Origin of the sequence: Mesorhizobium sp. M4A.F.Ca.ET.050.02.1.1 (assembly GCF_003997725.1) — a bacterium.
In the GTDB taxonomy this organism is placed as follows: domain Bacteria; phylum Pseudomonadota; class Alphaproteobacteria; order Rhizobiales; family Rhizobiaceae; genus Mesorhizobium.
Genome location: NZ_RZSG01000978.1, coordinates 1 through 1,981 on the forward strand (window position 1 = coordinate 1; position 1,981 = coordinate 1,981).

The 1,981-nt window shown below is 59.5% G+C and carries 1 protein-coding gene and 2 pseudogenes; 2 read left to right on the forward strand and 1 reads right to left on the reverse strand.

The features are described from left to right. Together EOA33_RS33890 and EOA33_RS33895 are read left to right on the forward strand one after the other, a co-directional pair. Nucleotides 1–424, forward strand: a 424-nt coding sequence (locus tag EOA33_RS33890; protein ID WP_190234469.1) for a porin, incomplete at its 5' end; no start/stop codon positions are given. Between the two features lie 285 nt (nt 425–709). Next, a pseudogene (locus EOA33_RS33895) lies at nt 710–1,728 on the forward strand (site-specific integrase). A 156-nt stretch (nt 1,729–1,884) separates the two neighbouring features. On the opposite strand, the pseudogene EOA33_RS41105 reads toward EOA33_RS33895, so the two are convergent. Next, nucleotides 1,885–1,981: pseudogene (locus tag EOA33_RS41105) on the reverse strand (alpha/beta hydrolase); the annotation flags it as partial.

Genomic DNA, 1,981 nt, shown 5'->3' on the forward strand with positions numbered 1-1,981 from the left:
CTCCTACGACAGCAACTACGAAGAAGTGGCCGGCAAGGTTCGCTTGGACGTGAACGCTTCGGACGCGATCCAGCTGTGGGTCATGGCCGGCTACGGCACCGACGACAACCTGCTGGATAACGCCGGCAACGCTGTCGACGCCAGTGGCCGCGGCTTCTACAAGCAGTGGAGCGGCAACTGGGCAGTCTGGGGCGGCGGCACCTACAAGTTCAACGAGAAGACCTCTTTGAATGCTCAGTTGTCCTATGACGAAGGCAAGAACTTCGGCGCAGCGGTGAACGTTGCTTACGACATCGTTCCCGGCCTCACGGTCACGGCCGAAGTCGACTACATGCACGTCGGTGAGGACACGGTCTCTAACTGGACCGGCGCTACCAAGGAAAATAGCCTCGGCGGTCTCATCCGCTTCCAGCGCTCGTTCTAAGGGCTGGTTGTCCACAGGTGAAATCCAGCCCGGGTGCTTCAACGCCCGGGCTGTTTTTGTTTTCGTGACGGGCAGGGTGAACAGAAGGAAGAGGGGGTTCGATAGCTGAAGTCGGCAAAGCGGTTCGTTGGGATTCGCCCTCGGGCGGATGAAATCGGATTTGTCAGACTTAACTCTTGAAAGGACGCTTCCAAGCGGATAGGTGACGCCTACCCACTTGGGGGTGTGGTCAAAAAAATGACGAACGAAGCGATTCAAGAGGGGGGAGCCTCTGACCATTTCGCGATGTTTTCTTCTCAGGCCGTAAAGATTAGATACGGCTACGACAAGATAAGAGAAGTAAAGTCGTATCAGGTCGGAGAGCTGTTTTCAGCATATCGGGATATACTCTGGGATGATGGGCGACATAAATACAATGTCAGCTCTTTCATCGGCGAAATCGATGAGATCCTCCTCGGGGAGCGTTTCAGCGCCTTTGACCAGAGCACCCTGGACAACCTTATCGGAACCCTGCGCCAGCGCGGCAACAGCAACGCGACCATCAATCGTAAGATGGCCGCTCTCAGCAAACTGCTGCGCAAGGCTCACAAGATGGGGGATATCCACAGCCTGCCCGAGTTCCGCCGCCAGAAGGAGCGGGCGGGACGGATTCGTTTCTTGGAAAAGGACGAAGAGGCGAGGCTGTTTGCGGCGATCAGGAGCCGCAGCGAGGACGCTTACCGGCTCGCCGTCTTCCTTGTCGACACCGGCTGCCGCCTCGGCGAGGCGCTCGGCCTGATCTGGAACGACATTCAGGAGCACCGCGTCTCCTTCTGGATCACCAAGTCCGGTCGCAGCCGCACCATTCCGATGACCGCTCGCGTCAAGGAAGTCATCAAGCTGCCAGTCACCGAGGGACGCCGTCCCAAGGGCCCCTTCACCACGTTCAGCCAGGCGCAATTCCGCGCCATCTGGAATGGGCGAAGGGCGAGGTTGGCCTTGCCGCCGCCGAACAGGTGGTGCCGCACATACTGCGTCACACCTGCGCCTCGCGACTCGTCCAGGGCGGCATCGACATCAGGCGCGTGCAGATGTGGCTCGGCCACCAAACGCTGTCGATGACCATGCGCTACGCGCATCTCGCCACCAACGACCTCGACGGCTGTGTCTTCGTGCTGGAAACGCCGCGCGGCAATGCGGCGGCCACGGAGAGTTCCGTCTTTTCGTCCCCGCTGACCGCGCCATCATCCTCAAAGCCGGCGCGTAAGCCGAAGCGCGAAGCGGCTGCGGTGAAAGCAGCCGGGAAAAGCTCCAGGGCCAACTAGCTCGTTTCCTTCTCCCGTTCACGGGGAGAAGGTGCCGGCGGCGGATGAGGGGCGGCGCCGACGTTCAGAACCGGTTGCCGTAATTCCGGAAGCGATTGCCTTTCTAAGCGTTTCTATACTGTTGCAATAGCTCATCGGCCGATTTTGAACTTTGGATTACTTCTTTTGGATTTTCCGCTCCGCCCGATCCAGGAACGCGGCGATGGCGACAGGCAAGGTGCCCGTTTCGAGGAACGGCGCATGACCCTGGCCC